Origin of the sequence: Pseudomonas sp. PSB18 (assembly GCF_014596565.1) — a bacterium.
Lineage (GTDB): Bacteria > Pseudomonadota > Gammaproteobacteria > Pseudomonadales > Pseudomonadaceae > Aquipseudomonas.
Genome location: NZ_NOIN01000001.1, coordinates 41,767 through 60,562 on the forward strand (window position 1 = coordinate 41,767; position 18,796 = coordinate 60,562).

The window sequence follows — 18,796 nt, forward strand, 5'->3', positions numbered from 1 at the left end:
AAAGTCTCATCGTCGCGCTCAGACACTCAGCCGTTTCCTGGCCTTGGAACGCAGGCCCAGGTAGGCCAGTCCGCTCAGCAACAGCACACCCAGTGCGGTCATCAGTAGCGTCCAGCCCACATGCCGCGACATCAGCCACTGCACGTATTTGACCGGCGACAGGCTGCCGACGAAATACTGTTCGTCAGCCACCAGCGGCTCGATGGACTTGCCACGGATGACCACCAGGCTGCCCTGAATGGAACCTGCGCCCTGGTCCGTACGGGCCAATGCCTCAGTGGCCTGGGCCAGACCGACAGCATCCCCGCCGGCAATGACCACGACACTGCGGCCATTCTTGAGCGGCGATTCGAAGCCGGTCAGATAGGTGTTTGGCTGGTCACCGGAGAACGCCATGGCCAGACGGCTTTTGCGCAGGTTCGCTTCAGGATCGGAGCTGAGCCAGTCCTGTATGCGCAGGGTCAGGTCAGACACTTCGAAACGTTGCTGCTGACCGGTCCCGGCCGCCGGCAGACGATCCGCCCATTGGCTCAGCAAGGGTTGGTTGTCACCGGACGCCATCACCAGCAGGTCCTTGTCGGCAAAGGATGGAGCCTGTGCGGCCTGGATGACCGTCACGCCGGTCGCGGGGTAACCGGTGGAGTCACCGAAGCGGCCCAATACGTTCAGGTAAGCGCTTACGTCACCCGTGCCGGCGTGGTCCGGCAGCACCACCGCGGTCTGCGACAGGTCAGCCATGCGGGTGAACGGGAAGCCGGCGTCCTTGAACACGCCCAGGTTGGGCATGGCCATGAAATGGTCGTAATCGGTCAGGTCCAGCGTCGACTCAGGGTCGATGCTGCCGCGCATGTTGTCGATGATGATGTCGCGGCATTCCCCCTCTTTGATGTAGTCGTACATGTAGCGCAGTTGCAGGCGCGACTTCAGCGCAACGGAATTGAGCGGCAGCAACACGCGCATGTCACGCACCAGGGTCTCGTCCTTGATCGCGCTCAACAGGCTCTTGTCCAGACGCTCCACCGAAGGCAGGGTCTCGGACTTGATCAGGCCGTCGTTGAAGCTGACGATGAAGGACGAATTGACGGATTTCGGCTGCGGCGTATAGCGATACTTCAGGTTCAGCGGTGCGCCATCCTGGTGCCAGTTGAACAGATCCGGCGGGAAGTTCAGCGGCACGGTGATGTCGCCCGGGTTGTACCCGGAAACGTTCAGTTGTTTGCTCGCGATCAGCTCGCCCAACTTGACCGGGCGATCGGTGGGTAGCCAGTTCGGTGCATCGTAAGGCTTACGGGGCTTGAGGGTATCGAGCTTGTTGATGACCACCGTGCTGCCCGACAGCGCCTGGCCACCGACCGTCAGCGCGATGGCGGCCAGCTTGAGTTCTTCGGTGTTGCGCCCCGCCACCACCAGCAACTTGCCGTTGGCGTCGTTCGGGTTGGTCAGGATGCTCAGGGTCGGCCCCTTTGGCGCAGGAATCGACAATCCGCCAATCTGCGCAGGCACGTCGCCGCTGAGCACGATCACACCGTTGCCCTGGGCGGGCAGCGTATTGAGCTGGACTCGGAAGGTCGCCCCGCGATAGCTCGCCAGGGCCCCGAACCAGGACGACAGCGCACCCGCGGCCTCGAGGGTGCCGTTGTCCGGCGCGGCGCTGAAGATGATCGGCAGATCCAGGGGGCGGGCATCGCGCCGATCGAAGAACGGCACGGGCATCAGCGAAAGATCGTTCGGCAAGGCCAGCGGCGAGGTCTGGATCTGCAGCGAAGAGTCATTGCTGACCTTGGCCCACAGGCTCGAGTGCTGAGGATCCTCACAGGTCATGGTGTAGTGGCCGATGAACTGCACGCTCAGGCGATTGAACTCGGTGATCAACTGCGGGGGAATCTCCACCGTCTGCTTCTGCAGCGTGCCGGCGTTTTCCTTGGGCAGCGGCACACTCGCCGCGACTTCGTCGTTGACCATGATGTTGATCTGCGACAGGTCGGGCAGCAGCGCCGGCGAATAACTGTATTGCAGCGTCAGGTGCGCGCCGGTCACCACCTGATCGGCACGCACGTCAAAGTTGACGCTATCGGTCGCTTCGACACCGTGCAGGTTCATCGGATAGGCCCGCCCCAACTGCTTGAGGGTCAGGTTGTAGCCATTGCCCGTGTCCGCTGGCGCCGTATCGGCGAAAGCCGCGCCACCACTCAAAGCCAGCAACGTTGAAGCCAAAATAACCAGCGAGCGCCTGTTATCGCGCTGGCCCGCGCCTGAAAAATGCTTCGCGTTCATTGCTTGTCCATGAGGTTGTCGAGTGGTTGGGAAGACGGTCGGCGGGCAGAGAAGAATTTTTGCAGCTCGGCGAGGGTTGCCTTGAGCAATTCGTAGATACCGCCCATGCCGATGAAAGCGACGTCGCGCAATGCAGCCAGGGGGGTATCCACCTGCCGACCGCCCCAGGTCGACGCCCAGGTGTCGGCGCGCGAGAAAGTCAGGCGCACCAGTTCGCTTTGCTGACGCAGGCTCAGCGGGTCGAACTGAGCCCCCAGGAGAGTGCCGCGACTGAACATCACGGTCCCGGGGAACACACTGGCCTGCTGGTTGCGAAACAACGTCATGCGGATGCGTTCGCCCTGGGCGATTTCAACGCCGTCCGGCAGACGGAAACCAAGCCCCTTCTGCGAGAAGTCCTGGGTGATGCCGTCAAACGTGCGCCCATCCGCCAGCTCAATGCGCACCGGCAGTTCGGCGGCAACCCGCGGCTCGCTGCGCACCTGGCGCGTTTCACTGGCCACCGCCACCGACGCACTGGTAATGACGACGTTGTAGAGCGTCCAGGCCATGTTGATGAGGATCGTGGTCATCGCGCCCTCCTCGCCCTGGAACAGCTGCCAGAGGCCGAAGGCAAGGCCCGCGACATTGAGGGTCAACAGCACAATGTAGGGACGCGCGAGTTTCCACTCGAAAAACTTGCGGTCGATGATCCCGCCCTTGTCGGTCACGTTGAAACCGCCGAACTTGGGGTTCACCAGCGCCATGAGCACCGGCCCCATGATGTACCAGGCCAGTACCGTCTCGTAGACCTCGTTCCAGAACGAGTGCCGGAAACGGCCCTGGATCCGTGAGTTGGTCAGGCTGGCGTGCAAGATGTGCGGCAGCACGTAAGCGGTGATCATCAATGCCGAGGCGTGGAAAATCTGCGCCCCGAAAAACAGATAGGCCAGTGGCGCCGTCAGGAATGCCATGCGCGGCAGACCGTAGAAGAAGTGCAACATGGCGTTCAGGTAGCACAGCCGCTGCCCCAGTTTCAGACCGCGGCCCATCAACGGGTTGTCGGTCCGGAAGATCTGCGCCATGCCCCGTGCCCAGCGAATACGCTGGCTGATGTGACGCGAAAGGCTTTCGGTAGCCAGGCCTGCCGCCTGCGGAATGGCCAGGTAGGCGGTGTTGTAGCCGGCGCGGTTCATCTTCAGGGCGGTGTGCGCATCCTCGGTCACGGTTTCCACCGCGACGCCGCCCACTTCCAGCAGCGCGGTACGGCGCATCACGGCGCAGGAACCGCAGAAGAACGTGGCGTTCCACAAGTCGTTGCCGTCCTGGACCAGGCCATAGAACAGCTCGCCTTCGTTCGGGACGGAGCGGAACGTGTTGAGGTTTTTCTCGAACGGATCCGGCGAAAAGAAGAAGTGCGGCGTCTGCAGCATCGCCAGTTTTGGATCCTTGGCGAACCAGCCCAGGCAGATCTGCAGGAAAGAACGGGTCGGTACGTGGTCGGCGTCGAAGATCGCGACGAACTCGCCTTCCGTGACTTTCAGTGCTTCATTGAGGTTGCCGGCCTTGGCATGGCGATTGTTGTCACGGGCCAGATAATTCACGCCAATGCTGTCGCAGAAGATCCGGAAGTCTTCACGACGGCCATCGTCCAGCACGTGCACGCGCAGCTTGTCTTTCGGCCAGTCGATCGCCTGGGCGGCGAAGATCGTCACCTTCACGATATCCAGCGCTTCGTTGTACGTTGGAATGAACACGTCCACCACCGGCCATTCGGAAGGCGGCGTACTCATCAGCACCGGTTGGCGCCGCAGCGGCCAGGCGGTTTGCAGGTAACCGAAAATCAGTACGACCAACGCGTACAGCTCCGCCGCCAGCAGACCATAACCGAACAGTATGTCGAGCCAGTCGTCGAAGCCCAGGGTCGAGGTGATCCGCCAGTACATGTAGCGCAGCGAAGCCGTCAGCGACAGACCGATCAACAGCACCACCGGGAACCGGCCGGATTGTTTGCGCAGAATCAGCGCGACGACAAAACAGCCTGCGGCGAAATAGCACTGTGACTGGAGGTCGAAAGGCACCGTGATAATAAACAGCGCCAATAAACCCGAGACCAGCAGGATACTGAGCTGAACGGTGCGACGAACACCTTGCGAAAGGCCGTCAAAGCCGTCTGCAAGGGTTTGCACCCAGCGTTGCAGGCGGCCGGAAACTTCATGCTGCTCGTTGGGTTGACTCATGATGCGCGATTACCTGCCAATGCAGAGGTTCGGACAGGCGACTTCAGCGCATCGGCAATGGCCAGGATTTCCTGCCGCGCAGATGAGTCTTCGTCTTCCAGTAATGGGTTGACGCCAAAGGCGAGGCCTTCGCTGATGGCGTGATCGAGCGGCAGGACACCGATCAGCTGCTTGCCGAAGCGGCGCTTGAGCACTTCGAGCATGTCCTGGCAGAACGTGCGCGAGGCATCGTACTGGTTGACGATGTAGTGACAGTCACGACGCCAAGCCTGATGGGTCCGCCCTTCGAGCAATCGATCGATCGGGTCCAGCGTCATGAACGAAGCCGCGTCCGGTGTAATGACGACGATCACCTGATCAGCGACATCGAGCACCTGCTCCAGATACAGGGTGCGGCCAGGCGGTGTGTCGAGAATGACCACATCGTCGGCCGTCAGATCCATGCGTGCCAGCTGGCGCGCCAGCCAATGGGCGTCGTCCTCGAGGAAACGCTCGAGGGCGCGACGTTCCTGCCCGGAAACCGGGCCAAAGGGCAGGACGCGCGTTGCGCCAATGCCATCGAGCAACAAGCCGCTCCAGCACCCGCCGGTCAGGCTTGCGCTGGCCATGCCTGCGACATCCGGACTGACACCCAGGTGATATTGCAAAGCGTTCTGCGGATCCAGGTCGATGGCCAGCCGGCGCCCCTTGGCATCCAGCGCACCAGCCAGCGCCGCGCAGAGCGTACTCTTGCCCACGCCACCTTTGGGCGATACCACCGCAATGACCCGAGCCGGGATGACCGCCGCCGGGCCGTTCGGGATCGACCGGCGTAACGCCTCCTCGTTCTGCGCACGCGCTTCTGCCTGGCGCTCAAGGGCGACTTCAGCCAGCAGTGAACGCAAGGAACAAGCATTGGCGGGGGCTGATACAGGTTCGGATACCGCATCGCCGGCCGACGTGGTCTGGAGCAGCTCATCCAGCACCGGCTCGACGCGTCGCTCCAGCGGATGAAGCGTCGTCGCTACTGTGACAGGCAGCGGGTCCGCCATCTCGACCGGCTCAGGCAGGACAGCCCCTGTCGATTTCTCCGTTTGCGCAGGAATGACAGGAGCGGCAAGCGTCGGAGATTCGGACAGTTCCTTGTAATTAAAGGAATTATCCATCTCGATATAGCTGGCCGCACTTTCTCCGAACCTGCTCATCAGGTTGTCAATATCATTTGTCCGATTCATAAGCCCTTCACTGCGAGGGTAAGAAGCATTCGGGCTCGTATAACGGCAAACGACTGGCTTCGCGTGGCCAAATGATATCGTCAATATTTTGTTAACAACAAGCGTTTTTATTGGATCCAATTAAGAACAAGACAAGTGGGCGCCAAACTATTGGCGCCGACTGTTTCACGGGTTTATCAGCGTCCCGGCAATGGCGGATTATTTGGCGAAGAGCTGGGTCATATCCTTGAAAGCTTTGAACTCAAGGGCGTTACCACATGGGTCGAACAAAAACATGGTGGCCTGCTCCCCTACCTGCCCTTTGAAACGGATGTACGGTTCGATCACGAACTCAATGCCAAAGGACTTCAAGCGATCCGCCAGCGCCTCCCACTCTTCCCAACCCAGGACGATGCCGAAATGCGGAACGGGAACATCGTGTCCGTCGACCGGATTGCTGTGAACGTCTTCCTGCGAAGCCGTTTTGGGATGCTCGTGAATCACCAGTTGGTGCCCATAGAAGTTGAAGTCGACCCACTGGGCGCTGGAACGCCCCTCTTCCAGGCCAAAGACTTCACCATAAAAGGAACGTGCGGCTGCCAGGTCGTAAACGGGGATTGCGAGGTGGAAAGGCGAAAGGCTCATCAGCACTCCAAGAGTGATATTTGTGGATGAACGTGGAGCCTAAGCCGGAAAATCATCAAGAAAAATCAATATATATTTTTCAAAATCACAATTAATATTTGTGAATGATCAAAGAACTCAAGACACTTGTCGCCGTGGCCCGGGAAGGTACGTTCGCCGCTGCCGGGAACAGGATCGGCCTCACCCAGGCAGCGGTCAGCGCCCAGATCCAGCGTCTGGAGGCCGAACTCGGTTTCGAGATTTTCGACAGGAAAGGCCGTTCGGCCCACCTCAACCGGATGGGCCACCAAGTACTCCTGCAGGCTCAAGAGCTGCTTCGTCTTTATGACAACCTCGGCTCCGCCACCGTGGGACTGCCCGCCAGCACCCTGGTGAATATCGGCGCCATCGCGTCCGTCCAGCGCTCCTATCTGCCCGACGCGCTGGCCCGGTTCCACCAACAATGCCCACAGTGCCGGACGCGGATCATTCCGGGCTTGTCGATGGAACTGGTCAACCTGGTGGATGCCGGCGAAATCGACATGGCGGTCATCATCCGCCCGCCCTTCTCGCTCCAGAGCGATCTGCGCTGGACCACCTTGGCGCTGGAGCCCTATCGCCTGATCGTCCCCCGTGATGTTCCGGGAGAAGACTGGTCGGAACTGCTCTCCAGCCAGCCCTTCGTTCGATACGACCGTTCGTCCTTCGGTGGCAGGCAGGTCGATCGCTTCCTGCGGCGGATGCATTTCACCTTGCGTGAAGTCTGTGAGCTGGATGAACTGGAGGCCATCATCAAGCTGGTCGAGAATGGCGTAGGTGTAGCGCTCGTGCCACAGACCGTGTCCCATCGGGAATGGCCAGCGGGCATACGTGCACTCGACCTGGGAGAGCATACGTTCCATCGTGATATCGGACTGGTGCACAGGCCTGGACAGACGTTCACCGAACCGGTGCGGATACTGGCCCAGCTTATCAATGATCAGGTCAAGGGCGGCTCCGAGGCCGCCCTTGATGCTCAAATCGCGCCCACATCCATTTTCGAGCCATCGGTCAAGCGCGAGAGACGGTAGGGCTTGGGATCGACACAAGGGGTATCGTTGGCGACCAGATCAGCGGCCAGATAACCGATCCCCGGCCCCAGGCCGAACCCATGCCCGGAACAGCCCGCCGCAAGAACGAAGCCTGACAGCCCCTCCACGGTAGAGATCACCGGCACGGCATCGGGTGTGAAGTCCACGTAGCCTCCCCAGGTTTCAGCCACTTCAATGTTCGCCAGGGCCGGGAAGCGCGTCCGGACCCGCTTCAGGATCTCGGCAATAGCCTCGGGCCTGGCCTCGGGGTCGAGTACACGGTTGCGCTCGAAGGCCAGGGGTTTTTCCGCGCCCCAGCCCGCCAACCCTTCGGGGCCATGGATAAAGGCCTTGCCGATACCGAACTCCATGGCGGCCAGCCGCTTGATGAACATCGGCAGAAAAGCCTTCCCATGACGCAGGCCCTGGGGCGTGATGTCGAGCCGGGCCTTGCCGCTGATGGCGATCGTATAACTACCATCCAGACGGCGAGTGAGCGCGAAATCCGGCGTGTAGAGCGCATCTCCGAGGTTCGGCGCCGGGCGCGTACGCAGTGCGGTCTGGCGCACGCTCGCCTGAGGAAAACTCAACCCGTGTCGCCGACAGAACGCCGAGGCCCAGGCGCCGGCGGCACAGAGGACGGCCTGGGTGCGGATGACACCTTTTTCGGTGATCACCCCCGTCACCGCACCATTGGTGATATCCAGACCGTAGGCGGCGCAGTCCTGGTGGATGGTCGCGCCAAGGGCACGTGCGCCCTCGGCAATCCCCGGCGCCGCGAGCGCGGGCTCTGCCTTGCCGTCATCGACGGAATGCACGCCCCCCAGCCATTGCCGACCGACAGCCGGAATCGCGGAGGTGGCCTCCCCGGGGCTCAGTATCCGCGTCTTGATGTCGAATTGACGCGCGATAGCCAGCCACGCTTCCCATTCGGCGAGCTGCTTGGCATCGTCGGTCGCATACTTGAGGCCGCAGCGGCGAAAACCGAGATCGGTGCCAATCTGCGCCGTGAGTTCATCCCACAACCGCAAGGCGATGCCAGAGAGAGGCAGCTCGCGGGCATCGCGATTCTGCTGGCGGCACCAACCCCAGTTGCGGCTCGACTGTTCGCCGCCGACATAGCCCTTCTCGACCAGCGCCACAGAGAGTCCCCGTCTTGCCAGGAAATAGGCGGCAGTCGCGCCGATGATGCCGCCGCCAATGATCACCACATCGGCATGGGAAGGAAGCTTTTCATCGCTGGGGATGCGTTTTATCGAGGGTGACATGCCAAGAGTCTCATCTGGATGGGGTTATCAAGCCGAGCAATGCAGGTAGTTTTTTCCAACAACCTGATAGTGATCATTACGCCATGCACCGCCTGCAGAGCTGTCTCGTTTTCATCGCATTAAATCGCAGAAAAACTTGTTTTGGGGGCATGTGCAGCACAATCTGCCACGGCCTCCTTGTGTCACCTCATCGACTCATTCGGCACAGCGCCGGGCGATTTCCCCCATCAATAACGACGGGCTTGCCAATACCGGGCATTTCAGCTCCGCGGCGAGCCCGTCGCGCAAATGCGCCAACGATGCCTGGGCGAGCACCAACACATCCACCTCATTGGAAATCCCGCGGGCCGCTTCATGGAGAATTGCGTCATGCCGCGCCCGATCACCCGCCATCAGCGCCTGGTAGGCCTCGGGGCACAGCACCGTCTTGATCATGATGTCGCGCCCTTGCGCTGCGGCATGGGCGTGCAATAGCGCGCTGCTCGGTTCCACCGTACTGGTCGCCGTACAAAGCAGGCCAATGCGCGCGCCACGGCGCACCGCTTCCGAGGCCATCGGGTCATCGATCTTCAGGATCGGCTGCGACACGATGCTGCGGGCGATGTCGACAGCCGGAGACGTCGATGAACAGGTGACGACGATCAAGTCAGGCTGCGCTTGCGCCGCCAGCACAATCTGATCAACCACGCGCTGGTAGACCTGCGGCTGCGGTACGCCACGCAACAGGTCCTGCAGCAGGCTTTCGTTCAGGATATGGAAGCAGTCGGCGGTGGGAAGCTCAGCACGCATACGTGCCCGAAACTCCTCGATCAGGAAACCGACGGTATGAATGAAAGCGATCCGCTGGGTCATGGAATTCTCCTGCGCGTTGGCCTTGTTTAAGGGCACGGATTTCGTGTCATCCATTACCGCATGCATCGCAGGTAACGCCGTCTCGTTTTCAGGCCATGAAATCGCAGGAAAAATTTTGTTGAGGGCTTTATGCAGCACAATCTGTCTGTCCAGCGGTGGGTCAGCTTGCATGGATATTGATTGTGCCGACGCCTTCGCGAGCAGGCTCGCTCCCACATTCCGGGGTGCTCATTAAAGTTCTGTACACACAACCCTCTGTGGGAGCGAGCCTGCTCGCGATAGCCATCGATTGTCATCCCACACCCATCAGCCTCCGCCCGGAACGTGACAATCCCTCCAAACCTCACGCATCAACTGCTTCAATATCAACGCCTCTTCCCAGCGATCACTGATATCGCGCCCATCGGCCCCGGTGATCGCATAGGGTGGCGGACCAAGTTCGCAGGTAAAGGACAGGCTCGCAGGTGTGCTCGGGCGAGCCAGCCAATCCTCGATTCCGTAGCGCCACCAACCGAGGAAGCGCTCCAGCCAGGGTCGGTGCTGGGTGAAACTCAAGGGCACTTGCACCTGTTCGCCATTACTGACACGTCCATGAAAACCCCAACTATGCCGCAGGATGCGCTGGATGTACTCGTCGTCTTCAGCGGTGGCCGGTTCCGGCATCTCGCGCCCCACGACATAGTGGGACAGGTCCGCCAACAGTTTCAGGTCGGGCATCTGCTCGAGCAGGTCCAACGTGAACAACAGGTCATTGCTGAGGCGATAACGATGGGTCTCTAGGAGAATCGGAAAATCCACCTGTTCGGCCAGGCGCTGCCAGCCCTCGACCAGCGCGATCGCCTGCCTCAGTGTGCGCGGCCGGACGTCGGCTTGCAGCGTGAGATGGTGACAGCCGTGGCGCGCAGCGACATCGAGGGCGGCCGCCAGATCATCCACGGTACGGGGAAAGAGCTGACCTTCGATTCGCAGGTCCAGTGCCTTGGCGGCGGCGTGCAGGCGCGCAGCGTGGGAAGGCTCCCAGAAGTGATCGGTGATGCCATCGAAGCCGGCGGCGGCAATGTTTTCCAGCTGTGCTTCGAGGGGAAGCACGCATTCGCCACGGTGATCCTGCATGGCCCAGAGCGATTGAAAGATCAGGAACTCGCGCATGTCAGGTCCTCAGTAATTGTTTAAGCGACACATCGGCATCGGCCAGGGCGTCCAGGGCGAGGCAGCTTCGGTTGGCGATCAGTCGCTCACACAGTTTGATGTCCTTGGCGACGCTGTTGCCCTGGCCCCAGCCGCAGGCGCCTTGCAGGCGACGCTCGGCATCGAGGTAGAACATCAGGAAACCGCCGTTTGCGAGGGGTCGGCTCGCTGTCGGTTGCGTATCTGAAATCAAGCCCACGGTCTGGAGTCCCCAGTCGTACTGGTCGGACCAGAAGCCGGGGATCACCTCGAAGGGCAGCTCGTGGCCCAGCAGGTTGAGGGCTGCATGCCGCCCTTGGTTTTCGGCGTTGCGCCAGGTCTCCTGACGCTGAAAAACGCCCTCCGGATGCAGCCGAAACTCGCAGACATCACCGGCGGCGAAGATGTCCGGCGCACTGGTACGCAGCTGGGCATCGACGCGGATGCCCTGACCGACGGCCAGTCCGGCGGACGCAGCCAATTCGATGTTGGGTTGCATGCCGATGCCAACGACGACCAGATCGCAAGGCAGCAACGCGCCGTCAACCAGTTGTACTGACTCGGCGCGAGTGTCGCCCTGCACCGCCTCGATGGCGACGTCCAGGCGCACGTCCACGCCCTGGCTGCGGTGCAATGCCAGCAGTTCGTGGGACAGTCGCTCCGGCAGGACGCGGCCCGCCAGTCGCGGTCCTGCTTCAAGCACAATGACGGTACAACCCAAGGCCCGGGCGGTGGCGGCGACTTCGAGGCCGATGAAACCTCCGCCGATGACGACCAATCGTTTGCCGGGTTGCAGCGAGGCACGCAATCTCAATGCCTCGTCATGGGTGCGCAGATACAGCACATTGGCTAGACGCTCAGGCACCGACGTCAATCGCCGCGCCCTGCCCCCGGTCGCCAGCAACAGCCGCGCATAGTGCAGCCCACGACCATCGGCCAACTGCAGTCGATGTCGTTGCGGGTCGAGGCTCTCCACCGGATTGCCCGCCCAGTGCTCGATGTCCAGTTCGGCGAACCGGGCGCTGTCACACAGGCTGTACCCACTCAGTTCGGCCGTACCCTGCAACAGCCCCTTGGACAGCGGCGGACGTTCATAGGGTGGATGGACTTCATCGCCGATCAGAATCAAGCGCCCCCCATAACCTTCCTCGCGCAGGGTCAGCGCCGCACGACCGCCGGCATGCCCGGCACCGACGATCACCAAGGGAGCGTTGTCAGCTTTCATGGCACAACCTCCACGTGGTCAAACGTCAATACCGAGCAGGACCCGCCCTGCCTCAACCCGGACCGGATAGGTCTTGAGGTTGACGCACACCGGCGCGCCCAGGGCTTTGCCGGAGCGGTAGTCAAAGCGCCCGTTGTGCTTGGGGCACTCGATGACATGGTCCATCACCAGACCGTCGGCCAAGTGGATGGATTCATGGGTGCACAGGCCGGCGGTGGCGAAAAACTCATCGTCAGCGGAGCGGTAGACGGCGTAGGTCTGCGGGCCGTGGTCGAAACGAATGACGTCCTCTTCGTTTATTTCGCCCACGGCGCAAACGTCGATCCATTGATCGGTCATGGCGCGTTCTCTTGTAGTGGTAAAACGGGAAGGATCAGGCCGGTGTTGCTTCAGCCTGGGTGCTGGCGGTCGGCGCCGTGCGTGGCGGCAAAGGGCGACGGACGAAATAGCTCGGGTCTTTGCGCTGTTTCCAGATGGTCGGGAGGATTTCCTTGAACGCCTCCCACAGGCTGGTATAGGGCGGCGGGCAGTCGTGGCGGATCTCTTCGTGAAGCTGCGCCAGCGCATGAAACGGCACCATCGGATACATGTGATGTTCGAGGTGATAATTCATGTCCAGGTACAGGAAACGCAGCACCGGATTCATGTAGATGGTGCGGCAGTTGCTGCGATGATCCAGCACGTCTTCAGCCAGGCCGACATGCTGGGACAGGCCGAACACGTAGGATAGCCAGCCGCCATAGAGCGTCGGCAAGCCGATGAACATCAGCGGCAACCAGCTCCGCAGGTACAGTGCAGCCGCCACGGTCAATCCATAGATCACCAGCCAGACCCGTGCTGCCAGAAAGATCTTCGGCCACTCGGATTCGGGGATGAAGGTCTGCTCTTCTTCCGCCATCCGCCCGGTCGCATGCCGACAGACCGACCCCATGGTCTTGATCGCGTAAGGCATCCTGATCAGGCTCAGCACCATGCCGATCAGGCTTGGCGGGCGCGGCTCGACGATCTCCGGATCACGACCGACGATGATGGTGTCGGTGTGGTGCCGCGCATGGCTCCAGCGCCAGACATGGGGCTCGAACATGAACATGAAGCTCGACACCTGGTAGACCACGTCATTCATCCAACGGGTCTTGAACGCGGTGCCATGACCGGTTTCGTGCCAACGGGCATTCGACGCCGTGCCATAGAGCAGCCCATAGGCGAAGAAGAACGGCACGCAGGCCCAGGATCCCCAGAACCAGTAACCACCGAAACCGGTGACGACCATCGACAGCAACCAGATCGCGGTGTCCCGCAGCGCCGGGCCGTCGCGGCGCTGCATCAATTCCTTCATACGTTTACGCGAGATCGGCGATTGGTACCAATTGGCGGATACCAGGCCTTTTTGCGCCGCTTTGGCGGCTTCGGGTCCGAGCAGTGAATAGTCCCGACGTGCGGGTTTATCGAGGTGTTCGGAGGCTGCGTTTTGTTCAGGCATTTTATTGTTCTCCGCAAGCTGGATGGTGTTGAACCCTTGCTCGATGCAGGTTCGCATCGTTGGAGAAACCATAGAGAGCGCGCCGATTAGCCTCAAGCCCTTGAATTGATTCCCTATCAAGCTATCATCCAGGCCCATCGAAGCTTGATAGTTTTCTATCAACGCGCTGTGGGGCCTGCCATGACCAACACCACCAAACGCCCAACCATCGCCACCGTCGCCCAGTACGCGGGGTTGAGTGTCGCAACCGTGGACCGGGTGCTCAACGCCCGAGCGCCGGTCACCCCGGCCACCGCCGAGCAGGTGTTCCAGGCCGCCGAAAAAGTCGGCTATTTCGCCGCCCGACTGATCGGCCAAAGGATCCGTGAGCGCCGTCCCAGCTACCGTTTCGGCATTCTCCTGCTCGGCACCGCCCAGGCGTTCTACGGCAACGTGGCCGCAGCCATCACGGAAGCGGCGCAGTGTCACGCCGGGGCCAACCTGAGCATTCAATTCGAGTACGTTTTCGATCGGACGCCCAGCGCAATCGTTGCCCAGATCGAACAGTTGGCGGTGCAGTGCGACGGCCTGGCAGTGGTCAGTTTCGCGCACCCGTCGATCAACGCCAGCATTGCCCAGATCAGGGCCGCCGGCGTGCCGGTGATCGCGCTACTGTCCGACATACTTGAAACGGCCGACGAGCCTTACGTCGGCCAGGACAATCATGCAGTCGGGCGCACCATGGGTTGGCTGATGGCCCACACCTGCGGCACCCGTGAAGGCAGTGTCGGGGTGCTACTCGGTGGCCATCGTTTCCTCGGCCACCAGGCACGGATCGACGGGCTGCGCAGCTACCTGGCGGAGCATGCTCCCGGCCTGCGACCGCTGGAGGCGCTGATCAACCTGGACAACGACGACATCACCGAAGAGGCGACCCTGGACCTGCTGGCGCGCCATGATGACTTGCGTGGCTTGTGTGTGGTCGGTGGCGGTGGCGACGGCATTATCAGCGCCCTTTCGCAACTGCCGAGCCGGCCGTCACTGTGCTGCATCCTGCAGGAGTCCACCGAGCTGTCGCGCCAGGCCCTTGCCCAGGGCCTGATCAGCCTGGTCATCGATTCCCAGCCGCGCTTGCTGGCCCAGGCGCTGGTTGATCTACTGGTTGAATTGCAGACTGCACCAACCTTCGATCCGGTGCGGCATCGCATCCATATCCCGTTGCAGATCATGACCTCGGAGAATGCTCACCCCTGAACGCAATGCTGTTCACTCAAGACTCGCCCGGTTCACTGTGGCGAGGGGATTCATCCCCGCTGGGCTGCGTAGCAGCCCCAAAATCTTAGGGCCGCTTCGCGCCCCAGCGGGGATGAATCCCCTCGCCACAGGTTCATCTACTGACTTAAGTGAGCAGCCTTACCCCCAGAACGAAACGTTTCGGCCCTCAATCCATACCGACTCATCTTGTTGTACAGCCCACCCCGGGAAACGTTCAACTGCTGGGCAGTCAGGCGGATATTGCCCCGAGTGGCCTCTAGGGCGGCGACAATCGCGTTCATCTCATGGGCGTCGAGGCCCAGGGCTGCCGGTCGCTCAGGCACATTCCCTGGCGATGACGGCCGCGGGCCTTGCCTGATTTCCAGCGGTAGATCATCCGGCTGCAACTGTTCGCTGACCGCCAGATTGGTCGCACGCTCGATGATGTTTTCCAACTCACGCACGTTGCCTGGCCAGTGGTAGGCCGACAGCACGTCCAGCGCCTGGGGCGAGATGCCCCGCACCGACTTGCGCAGTGAGCGGGCGCAACGGGAGAGGAAATGGTGCGCCAGCAACGGTACGTCCTCCCGGCGCATGCGCAGCGGCGGCACCGTCAGATTCAGCACATTGAGCCGATAATAAAGATCCTCGCGAAACGCGCCGTCAGCCACCGCCTGGCTCAGGTTGCGGTGGGTGGCGGCGATGATGCGCACGTTCACCCGCTGGGATTTCTTCGCCCCCACGCGAGTGACTTCGCCTTCCTGCAAGACCCGCAACAGGCTGACCTGGGCCCCGAACGACATGTCACCAATTTCGTCGAGGAAGATCGTGCCACCATCGGCCAACTCGAACTTGCCGGCGGATCCGCCGCGAGCGGAACCGGTGAAAGCCCCCTCGACATGCCCGAACAATTCGCTCTGCACCAGGTCCCGTGGGATCGCCCCGCAATTGACCGCCACGAATGGGCCACTGCGACGCTCACTGGCGTTGTGGATCGCCTGGGCGAACAGCTCCTTGCCGGTGCCGCTTTCGCCAAGGATCAACGTGGTGGAGTCGCTGCGACTGGCGATTCGTCCAAGGTGCAACGCGTCCTGGATGGCCCGGGAATTACCCTGGATGGTGTCGAAGGTGTAACTGGCCTGGGTGCCGATGATCCGCCGGGTGATTTCGCGGATGCGCCGGTTTTCCCGCAGCGAAACGATGCGTCCACCTTGCTCCAGTGAGCACACCGACACCAGGCAAGCCAGGTGGCTGCGATCATGCAGTTCGAAGGTGCAATCCAGATCCCGCAGCCCTTCCCCGCCACGCAGCAGGATCTCATCGGTCAGCTCACTCTGGCCCAAGCGCTGGAACGGCTGGCCCAGCAGGTCCCGCCCGACGTGAAACAACTGCCGGGCATAACCGTTGATGGCCCTGATGCAGCCACGGTCGTCCAGCACGACCAAGCCTTCGTTGAGCACTTCAAGCATCGTCTGTTGTTCCTCCAACAAGGCTTGCAGCGCCATTTGCCGCGATACGGCTTCGGCCGCGGCCTGCACGGTGCCCAACGTGTGGAAATGAAACCAGCCCGGCTCGGCGGTCAGGGTCAGGATCGCCAGGGTCCGTCCCCGGGCATCGCGAATCGGCGCGGCGGCGCAATGCATGCGCCGCTTGCGCAAGCCGATGCCGAAGTTTTCTTCGGCGAGTACATAGACCAGCCGGTCTTCAGCCAGTGCCAGCCCCGTACAGTTGGTGCCTTGCACCGACTCCAGCAAGCGGCTGCCTACCGGGGTGAGATCACTGCCGCAAAAATACAGGGTGGTCCCTTCGGCATCGGTCAGGTTGATATGACCCCTGGGGTTGTAGGCCAGCAACCCGCCCATGACCTCGGCCGCCACCGCGATCATCACGCGATGGGCGGCCAGCGTTGCGGCCAGGTCGGCAGGCTCGACAAAACGATACGCGCCATCCTCGGGGTCAAGGCCGGCGCCGACGCTGCGCAACCAGGAGTTCCAGATCACCTGCCGGACCCCGTCAGGCCGCTCGATACATCCGTCCAGGCAAGCCAGCCAGGCCTGCTCCAACGCGGCAATCGGCCCGTCACTCAACGACGCCGGACCGAGTGAAGCGATGTAGTCGAGGTCTTGCTCGCTGACAGCGATGGGTGCCGGAATCACGGAAGGCTCCAATGTTCATTTTTTGTACATGTCCAGTATAGGCATGTCATGAGAATTAACACCTATTTCGCCAAACAAGAAATAAACCCCTATTTATCAATCAGTTAAGCATTGGCACAGGCTTTGCTCCCCTGCCTGTACAGCGAAACAATCCTGCTGATAACAAAAAAAGGGGAAGTCAGTTTCATGAATACATCCAAGATCATCCGCCTCGGCCTCATTGGCGCCGGCCGCATGGGCAGCTTTCACGGCTTGACGGCTGCCCGACACATTCCCGGTGCCTGCCTGGCCGCCATCGCCGACCCCACGCCGGGCCAAGCCGCCCGCCTGGCGGCACAGTTGGGCGTGGAGCGGGTCTACACCGATCCACAGCAATTGCTCGACGACCCCGAGATCGACGGCGTACTGATTGCCGCTCCGGCCCGCAGCCATGCCGAGCTGGTCATCAGCGCAGCCCGCGCCGGCAAAAGTGTGTTCTGTGAAAAACCCATGGCGATCACCCTCGACGAAGCCGACCGCGCCATCGCCGCTGCCGCCGATGCCCGGGTCACCTTGCAGGTCGGCTTCAACCGCCGGTTCGCCAAGAGCTTTCGCACCGCGCACCTGGACGTGGCCGCCGGCCGTATCGGCACCCCGCAACTGCTGCGGTCACTGACCCGAGATCCGGCGCTGAACAATCCGGCCAACTCGCCGCAATGGGTGATCTTCCTCGAAACCCTGATCCACGACTTCGACACCTTGCGCTACCTCAATCCTGGGGCCGAGGTCGTCGAAGTCTTCGTGATGGCCGATGCCTTGATCGCTCCGGACTTCAAGGACAAGGGCTTCCTCGACACCGCCCTGGTGAACCTGCGTTTCGACAACGGCGCCCTCGCCACCGCCGAGGCGAATTTCCAGGCGGTGTATGGCTACGATGTCCGCGGCGAAGTGTTCGGCAGCGCCGGCATGTTGACCATGGGTGCCGTCAACGACTCGGATCTGGTTCGCTACCTGGCCGGTGGCATCCAGGCCGACACACAGCGCCTGGACACCGACCTGCTGCGGGATGCCTACGTGGCCGAGCTCAACCACTTTGTCGACTGCCTGCGCACCGGCGAAAAACCCCTCGCCAGCGGTGAAGACGCCCGCGCTGCCCTGGCCATTGCCCGCGCCTGCATCGAGTCGTTCCAGCAAGGCCAGCCGGTGCGCGTGCAGGGAGGCCGGTCATGAGTTTCACTCCGTTCAAACTGGCGATCAGCGCCGAGATGGTCTTCCTCGACCTGCCGTTCACCGAACGGGTCAAACGGATTCATGCACTGGGCTTCAGCGCCGAAATCTGGGACTGGACCAAGAAGGACATTGCCGCCCTGGTCGCCACCGGTGCCGACTTCACCTCGATGACCGGCTACATCGCGGGCAACCTGACCGACCCCGAGGACATTCAGCACCTGCTCGACAGCGCACGGGAATCCCTGGCCGTCGCCGCCCGGTTGAACTGCCCGAGCCTCAACCTGCATGGCACGGGCCTGGGCGACAAAGGCCTGCCGGTCAAACCGGTGGCACTCACCACCGGCCGCATGTGGTTGAACGCCTGCAAGACCCTGGAAAAAATCGCGCGCCTGGGTGAAGACGCCGGCCGGGTGTTCCTGCTGGAAAACCTCAACACCGAGGTAGACCACCCCGGCACGCCGTTCGCCCGCGCCGATGACACCCTGGCACTGATCGAGGCCGTGGGCAGCCCTCATCTGAAGCTGAACCTGGACCTCTACCATGCGCAGATCGGCGAGGGAAACCTGATCGAACTGATCCAGCGCGCCGGCAGCGCCATCGGCGAAATCCAGGTGGCCGACGTCCCTGGCCGAATGGAACCGGGAACCGGCGAAATCCATTACCCGGCCATTGCCAAAGCCTTGTTCGACATGGGATACACCGGTGTCGTCGGCCTTGAGGGCTGGGCCAGCGGTGACAGCGAGGCAGCACTCCAACGCTTCCGGCAAGCGTTTAGCCTGGATCGATGAAACGGCGGCGCCCTCGGGCATTGATCGAGGTGCGCCGG

15 protein-coding genes are annotated in these 18,796 nt (G+C 61.7%); 4 read left to right on the forward strand and 11 right to left on the reverse strand.

The genetic code is table 11. From position 1 onward, the window contains the following. Nucleotides 1-18 precede the first annotated feature (18 nt). The 4 genes from bcsB to CGA22_RS00115 all read right to left on the reverse strand — a co-directional run bounded on the left by bcsB (nucleotide 19) and on the right by CGA22_RS00115 (nucleotide 6,331). On the reverse strand, nucleotides 19-2,274 hold the full coding sequence (gene bcsB / locus CGA22_RS00100; protein ID WP_041021757.1) for a cellulose biosynthesis cyclic di-GMP-binding regulatory protein BcsB: 2,256 nt from the start codon (nucleotides 2,272-2,274) through the stop codon (nucleotides 19-21). Further along, entirely contained in the window at nucleotides 2,271-4,493 is a 2,223-nt protein-coding gene (gene bcsA / locus CGA22_RS00105) for a UDP-forming cellulose synthase catalytic subunit (RefSeq protein ID WP_041021756.1), read from the reverse strand. Before bcsA ends, bcsB begins: the two co-directional genes overlap by 4 nt. After that, entirely contained in the window at nucleotides 4,490-5,707 is a 1,218-nt protein-coding gene (bcsQ, locus tag CGA22_RS00110) for a cellulose biosynthesis protein BcsQ (RefSeq protein WP_041021755.1), read from the reverse strand. The genes bcsA and bcsQ overlap by 4 nt, the downstream gene beginning before the upstream one ends. Before the next feature lie 198 nt (nucleotides 5,708-5,905). After that, complete coding sequence (locus CGA22_RS00115) at nucleotides 5,906-6,331, reverse strand: VOC family protein (RefSeq protein WP_041021754.1); 426 nt, start codon at nucleotides 6,329-6,331, stop codon at nucleotides 5,906-5,908. Between the two features lie 104 nt (nucleotides 6,332-6,435). Here CGA22_RS00115 and CGA22_RS00120 point away from each other — a divergent pair, with 104 nt between their 5' ends. After that, nucleotides 6,436-7,380 (forward strand): LysR substrate-binding domain-containing protein, encoded by a 945-nt coding sequence (locus tag CGA22_RS00120; RefSeq protein ID WP_223194617.1) that lies wholly within the window; start codon nucleotides 6,436-6,438, stop codon nucleotides 7,378-7,380. Here CGA22_RS00120 and CGA22_RS00125 read toward each other — a convergent pair. The 6 genes from CGA22_RS00125 to CGA22_RS00150 all read right to left on the reverse strand — a co-directional run bounded on the left by CGA22_RS00125 (nucleotide 7,326) and on the right by CGA22_RS00150 (nucleotide 13,372). After that, the gene (locus CGA22_RS00125) at nucleotides 7,326-8,648 is read right to left on the reverse strand and encodes an NAD(P)/FAD-dependent oxidoreductase (RefSeq protein WP_041021753.1); all 1,323 of its coding nucleotides are present in this window, start codon (nucleotides 8,646-8,648) and stop codon (nucleotides 7,326-7,328) included. The two genes, CGA22_RS00120 and CGA22_RS00125, sit on opposite strands and share 55 nt — an antisense overlap. A gap of 195 nt (nucleotides 8,649-8,843) precedes the next feature. Next, nucleotides 8,844-9,671, reverse strand: coding sequence for an aspartate/glutamate racemase family protein (locus tag CGA22_RS00130; RefSeq protein WP_218187523.1), 828 nt, complete (start codon nucleotides 9,669-9,671; stop codon nucleotides 8,844-8,846). Nucleotides 9,672-9,806: 135 nt separating this feature from the next. Then, nucleotides 9,807-10,649, reverse strand: coding sequence for a xylose isomerase (locus tag CGA22_RS00135; RefSeq protein WP_041021751.1), 843 nt, complete (start codon nucleotides 10,647-10,649; stop codon nucleotides 9,807-9,809). 1 nt (nucleotide 10,650) lies between these two features. Then, nucleotides 10,651-11,892, reverse strand: a complete 1,242-nt coding sequence (locus CGA22_RS00140; protein ID WP_041021750.1) for an NAD(P)/FAD-dependent oxidoreductase — start codon at nucleotides 11,890-11,892, stop codon at nucleotides 10,651-10,653. Nucleotides 11,893-11,910: 18 nt separating this feature from the next. Further along, a complete protein-coding gene (locus CGA22_RS00145; RefSeq protein WP_041021749.1) occupies nucleotides 11,911-12,231 on the reverse strand; it encodes a MocE family 2Fe-2S type ferredoxin in 321 nt (106 codons plus the stop codon). A 34-nt stretch (nucleotides 12,232-12,265) separates the two neighbouring features. Continuing rightward, complete coding sequence (locus tag CGA22_RS00150) at nucleotides 12,266-13,372, reverse strand: fatty acid desaturase family protein (protein ID WP_041021770.1); 1,107 nt, start codon at nucleotides 13,370-13,372, stop codon at nucleotides 12,266-12,268. A 180-nt stretch (nucleotides 13,373-13,552) separates the two neighbouring features. On the opposite strand from CGA22_RS00150, the gene CGA22_RS00155 reads away from it, so the two are divergent. Beyond that, nucleotides 13,553-14,605 (forward strand): LacI family DNA-binding transcriptional regulator, encoded by a 1,053-nt coding sequence (locus tag CGA22_RS00155; protein WP_041021748.1) that lies wholly within the window; start codon nucleotides 13,553-13,555, stop codon nucleotides 14,603-14,605. A gap of 137 nt (nucleotides 14,606-14,742) precedes the next feature. On the opposite strand, the gene CGA22_RS00160 is transcribed toward CGA22_RS00155, so the two are convergent. Then, on the reverse strand, nucleotides 14,743-16,761 hold the full coding sequence (locus CGA22_RS00160) for a sigma-54 interaction domain-containing protein (RefSeq protein ID WP_041021747.1): 2,019 nt from the start codon (nucleotides 16,759-16,761) through the stop codon (nucleotides 14,743-14,745). 186 nt (nucleotides 16,762-16,947) lie between these two features. On the opposite strand from CGA22_RS00160, the gene CGA22_RS00165 reads away from it, so the two are divergent. Beyond that, nucleotides 16,948-17,970 (forward strand): Gfo/Idh/MocA family oxidoreductase, encoded by a 1,023-nt coding sequence (locus CGA22_RS00165; RefSeq protein ID WP_041021746.1) that lies wholly within the window; start codon nucleotides 16,948-16,950, stop codon nucleotides 17,968-17,970. Next, a complete protein-coding gene (locus tag CGA22_RS00170) occupies nucleotides 17,967-18,758 on the forward strand; it encodes a TIM barrel protein (RefSeq protein WP_041021745.1) in 792 nt (263 codons plus the stop codon). Before CGA22_RS00165 ends, CGA22_RS00170 begins: the two co-directional genes overlap by 4 nt. Nucleotides 18,759-18,796 lie beyond the last annotated feature (38 nt).